General features: G+C 53.9%; 5 protein-coding genes and 1 pseudogene. 4 read left to right on the forward strand and 2 right to left on the reverse strand.

The annotated features are described in order from the left end of the window. Positions 1-925 (reverse strand): cysteine desulfurase CsdA (gene csdA, locus AB7E14_RS21080; RefSeq protein WP_428169904.1); only part of this gene is annotated, 925 nt, incomplete at its 3' end. A 192-nt stretch (positions 926-1,117) separates the two neighbouring features. On the opposite strand from csdA, the gene AB7E14_RS21085 reads away from it, so the two are divergent. From AB7E14_RS21085 to rlmM, 4 genes are all read left to right on the forward strand, one after another. After that, positions 1,118-1,345, forward strand: coding sequence for a YgdI/YgdR family lipoprotein (locus AB7E14_RS21085; RefSeq protein ID WP_042322452.1), 228 nt, complete (start codon positions 1,118-1,120; stop codon positions 1,343-1,345). 350 nt (positions 1,346-1,695) lie between these two features. Further along, positions 1,696-2,613, forward strand: coding sequence for a glycine cleavage system transcriptional regulator GcvA (gcvA, locus tag AB7E14_RS21090; protein WP_042999488.1), 918 nt, complete (start codon positions 1,696-1,698; stop codon positions 2,611-2,613). A gap of 18 nt (positions 2,614-2,631) precedes the next feature. Then, the gene (locus AB7E14_RS21095) at positions 2,632-3,027 is read left to right on the forward strand and encodes a DUF423 domain-containing protein (RefSeq protein ID WP_316962030.1); all 396 of its coding nucleotides are present in this window, start codon (positions 2,632-2,634) and stop codon (positions 3,025-3,027) included. Next, complete coding sequence (rlmM, locus tag AB7E14_RS21100) at positions 3,020-4,120, forward strand: 23S rRNA (cytidine(2498)-2'-O)-methyltransferase RlmM (RefSeq protein ID WP_316962029.1); 1,101 nt, start codon at positions 3,020-3,022, stop codon at positions 4,118-4,120. The genes AB7E14_RS21095 and rlmM overlap by 8 nt, the downstream gene beginning before the upstream one ends. Before the next feature lie 64 nt (positions 4,121-4,184). Here the strand turns inward: rlmM and AB7E14_RS21105 are convergent. Continuing rightward, positions 4,185-4,370: pseudogene (locus AB7E14_RS21105) on the reverse strand (L-fucose operon activator); the annotation flags it as partial.

Genomic DNA, 4,370 nt, shown 5'->3' on the forward strand with positions numbered 1-4,370 from the left:
CCGCCAGCGTAGCCAGCCCCCGACTCCAGCTTTCCGCCTGGACGATATCAACATCGGCTAGCCATTCCAGCGCGGCGCTCATGCCAATCACGCCAGCGACGTTTGGGGTACCTGCTTCGAGCTTCCACGGTGCGGCCTGGGTTGTGAAGCCCTCGAAACTGACGTCGTTGATCATCTTACCGCCACCGAGCCATGGCGACATGGCCTCCAGCAGCGCCGGTTTGCCGTAAAGCACGCCGATACCGGTTGGACCGTACAGCTTATGGCCTGAGAAGGCGTAGAAATCGATGTCGAGCGCCTGGACATCCGCCGGGAAATGGACGGCTCCCTGTGCGCCATCCACCATCACTACCATGCCTGCGGCATGGGCGAGGGTAATCGCACGGGCTAAGTCCGGGCAGCCGCCGGTCACGTTCGACATCTGCCCCAGCGCGAGAATTCGGCTGCGCGGGGTGATGATTGTCTGCAGACGTTCAACGTCAGGCAGGTGCTGGGCATTGAGCGGCAGCTTGACCACTTTTGCCCCAGTTTGCTCTGCGAGCATCAGCCACGGCACGAGATTCGCGTGATGCTCCGCGACGCTGACGATGATTTCATCGCCCGGTTGCAGGCGAGGGCGGGCATAACTCTGCGCCACCATATTGATGGCCTCCGTGGTGCCCCGGGTCCAGACGATGGTTTTGTCATCTGGCGCATTCAGCAAACGCGCCACTTTTTCCCGTGCGGCCTCATAGCGCGCGGTCAGGCGCTGAGCTTCGGCGAACTGGCTGCGATGGACGTTGCCAGCGCTCAGGCTATAGAACTGCCGGGTCGCCTCGATGACGGCCTGCGGTTTAAGGGCCGTCGCGGCGCTATCCAGATAGACGCCCGCGTCAGCGAGTGCCGGAAATTGCGCGCGAAACTGCGCGGGATTGAAAGCGTTCATGGTATTCCTCGGTTCAGTAATCCGATCGTGGCGCAAATTGGTCGTTGATTCAAGAAGTGTACGGTCACCAGGAATCTTCTGGATGTTGTGGCGAAATCAGACCAGTAGCTTATGCTGAATTATGTTAGGCAAATCTTTTTGCCTGTTACGGAGTACGTTTTTAATAGCATAAACAGCTTTAAGGAGAAGAAGATGAAAAAGACTGCCGCAATTATTTCCGCATGTATGCTGACTTTTGCTCTGAGCGCCTGTTCCGGTCCGAACTACGTGATGCACACCAATGACGGGCGTAGCATCGTTGCGGACGGTAAGCCGAAAACCGATGATGAAACCGGGATGATTTCGTACAAGGACGCTAATGGCAACAAACAGCAGATCAATCGTACCGATGTGAAAGAGATGGTCGAGTTGGATCAGTAGTCGGTAGAGAGTAGGTAAAAAAAAGCACCGCAAATTGGCGGTGCTACATTAATCACTATGGACAGACAGGGTAAATGTACAGGAAGTGAAAAAGGGTAGCGTTGCTACCGTGGTCTGAATCGCAGACCAATTGCAAACACAACAACACAACATCACAACCGTAAGCCAAAAGCCCACCAGAACACGCATTCCGATAAAACTTTTCGTTCCGGCTCAGGAAGTGCCGCCACTATAGGTATTTGCTGGTAGTTCCTCAACGGACAAATTATAATGGCTCAGATTAAAAAAACTAATAGGTTACACAGTGTAGCTTAATTGTTAAATTCTTTTAACATCAAAGTTTAAAAGCCATGTCAAAACGACTTCCACCTCTGAACGCATTACGTGTTTTTGATGCCGCCGCACGGCATCTGAGCTTCACCCGCGCAGCAGAAGAGCTTTTTGTGACGCAGGCCGCAGTAAGCCACCAAATCAAGTCACTTGAGGATTTTTTGGGACTTAAGCTGTTTCGCCGACGCAACCGTTCTCTTCTTCTTACTGAAGAAGGACAGAGCTACTTTCTCGACATAAAAGAGATTTTTTCGCAATTAACCGAAGCGACGCGTAAACTTCAGGCGCGAAGTGCAAAGGGGGCGTTGACGGTCAGTTTATTGCCCAGTTTTGCGATTCAGTGGCTGGTGCCCCGACTCTCTAGCTTTAACTCAGCTTATCCGGGAATTGACGTCAGAATCCAGGCCGTGGACCGTCAGGAAGACAAACTGGCGGACGATGTTGACGTGGCGATTTTTTATGGTCGCGGTAACTGGCCTGGACTGCGCGTAGAGAAATTGTACGCCGAATATCTGTTGCCAGTGTGTTCGCCGTTGCTGTTGACGGGCGATAAACCCCTGAAATCGCCAGAGGATTTGGCTTCGCATACTTTGCTACATGATGCCTCACGTCGTGACTGGCAAACTTACACGCGACAGCTAGGGTTAAATCACATCAACGTTCAGCAGGGCCCTATCTTTAGCCACAGCGCGATGGTGCTGCAGGCCGCTATCCACGGACAGGGCGTAGCGCTGGCGAATAACGTGATGGCGCAGTCAGAAATTGAAGCGGGGCGACTGGTCTGCCCGTTTAATGATGTACTGGTCAGTAAAAACGCATTTTATCTGGTTTGTCATGACAGTCAGGCAGAACTGGGTAAAATAGCCGCCTTCCGTCAGTGGATACTGGCGAAAGCGGCCACGGAACAAGAGAAATTCCGCTTTCGTTACGAACAATAACTTACGTAGGGTATTACCATGACCAGCCGTTTTATGCTGATTTTTGCCGCTATCAGCGGCTTTATTTATGTCGCTCTGGGGGCTTTCGGTGCGCATGTCCTGAGCAAAACCCTCGGTGTGGTTGAAATGAGCTGGATCCAGACCGGCCTGCAATATCAGGCGTTTCATACGCTGGCGATATTCGGGCTGTCGGTTGCGATGCAACGCCGGATCAGCATCTGGTTTTACTGGAGTAGCGTTTTCCTCGCGCTAGGAACGGTGCTGTTTAGCGGCAGCCTGTATTGCCTGGCGCTGTCTCATCTGCGCCTGTGGGCGTTTGTTACCCCTGTCGGCGGCGTCAGCTTCCTGGCAGGTTGGGTGCTGATGTTAATCGGCGCCATCCGTTTGAAGCGTAAGGGCATAGTTCATGAATAAGGTTGTGTTGTTGTGTCGCCCGGGCTTTGAAAAAGAGTGTGCCGCAGAAATCACCGATAAAGCAGGGCGTCGGGAGTATTTCGGTTTTGCCCGCGTCAAAGAAAATGCGGGCTATGTCATCTATGAGTGCTATCAGGCCGAAGACGCCGAAAAAATTATCAGCGAGCTGCCGTTCAGTTCGCTGATTTTTGCCCGCCAGTGGTTTGTGGTCGGCGAGTTGCTCCAGCACTTGCCGCCGGAAGATCGCATTACGCCGATTGTCGGCATGTTGCAGGGCGTGGTGGAAAAGGGTGGCGATCTGCGTGTGGAAGTGGCGGATACGAACGAAAGTAAAGAGCTGATGAAGTTCTGTCGCAAATTCACGGTGCCGCTGCGAGCCGCCCTGCGCGAGGCTGGCGTGCTGACGAATTATGAGACGCCGAAGCGCCCGGTGGTGCACGTCTTTTTTATCGCGCCAGGCTGCTGCTATACCGGTTACTCGTATGCCAGTAATAACTCGCCGTACTATATGGGCATTCCGCGCCTGAAGTTCCCAGCCGATGCGCCCAGCCGCTCGACGCTGAAGCTGGAAGAAGCGTTGCACGTGTTTATTCCGCAAGATGAGTGGGATGAGCGTCTGGCAAACGGGATGTACGCGGTGGATTTAGGCGCCTGCCCCGGCGGCTGGACCTACCAACTGGTCAAACGCAATATGTGGGTGTATTCGGTCGATAACGGCCCGATGGCACAAAGTCTGATGGATACCGGACAGGTTACCTGGCTGCGCGAAGACGGCTTTAAGTATCGCCCCAACCGCAACAACATCTCGTGGATGGTGTGCGATATGGTTGAGAAGCCGGCGAAAGTGGCGGCGTTGATGGCGCAGTGGTTGGTCAACGGCTGGTGCCGGGAAACTATCTTTAATCTCAAGTTGCCAATGAAAAAACGCTACGAAGAGGTCTCGCAGAATCTGACCTATCTCCAGGCGCAGCTTGATGAGCATGGTGTGAATGCGCAAATTCAGGCGCGGCAGTTATACCACGACCGTGAAGAAGTGACGGTGCACGTGCGTCGCCTGTGGGCCGCCGTAGGCGGACGTCGCGACGAGCGCTAGCTCGCGCCGTTGCAGATCTGATGCACTGTTGTTCATCAGGTCTGCAACCCATTCCCGTTAGTGTTTATGACTGCGGCGTGTCCGACACAATATGCGTTACGTCATCCAGATGACCGAGTCGGGCTTCTCCGGAACGATTGAATTTGCTTTTGTCGATCAGCAATAACGACTGTGACGCGCGTTTCAGCAGGACTGATTTGAAATCCGCGTTGAAGGTGCTGGAATCCCACAGTGCGCCGTGGCGGTCGAT

The sequence above is a fragment of the Citrobacter sp. genome (assembly GCF_050252275.1).
Lineage (GTDB): Bacteria > Pseudomonadota > Gammaproteobacteria > Enterobacterales > Enterobacteriaceae > Citrobacter_A > Citrobacter_A amalonaticus.

Bases quoted from the DNA above. Each gene is read 5' to 3' on its own strand.
- rlmM (WP_316962029.1), top strand. From the start codon at position 3,020: ATGAATAAGGTTGTGTTGTTGTGTCGCCCGGGCTTTGAAAAAGAGTGT.
- gcvA (WP_042999488.1), top strand. From the start codon at position 1,696: ATGTCAAAACGACTTCCACCTCTGAACGCATTACGTGTTTTTGATGCC.
- AB7E14_RS21095 (WP_316962030.1), top strand. From the start codon at position 2,632: ATGACCAGCCGTTTTATGCTGATTTTTGCCGCTATCAGCGGCTTTATT.
- AB7E14_RS21085 (WP_042322452.1), top strand. From the start codon at position 1,118: ATGAAAAAGACTGCCGCAATTATTTCCGCATGTATGCTGACTTTTGCT.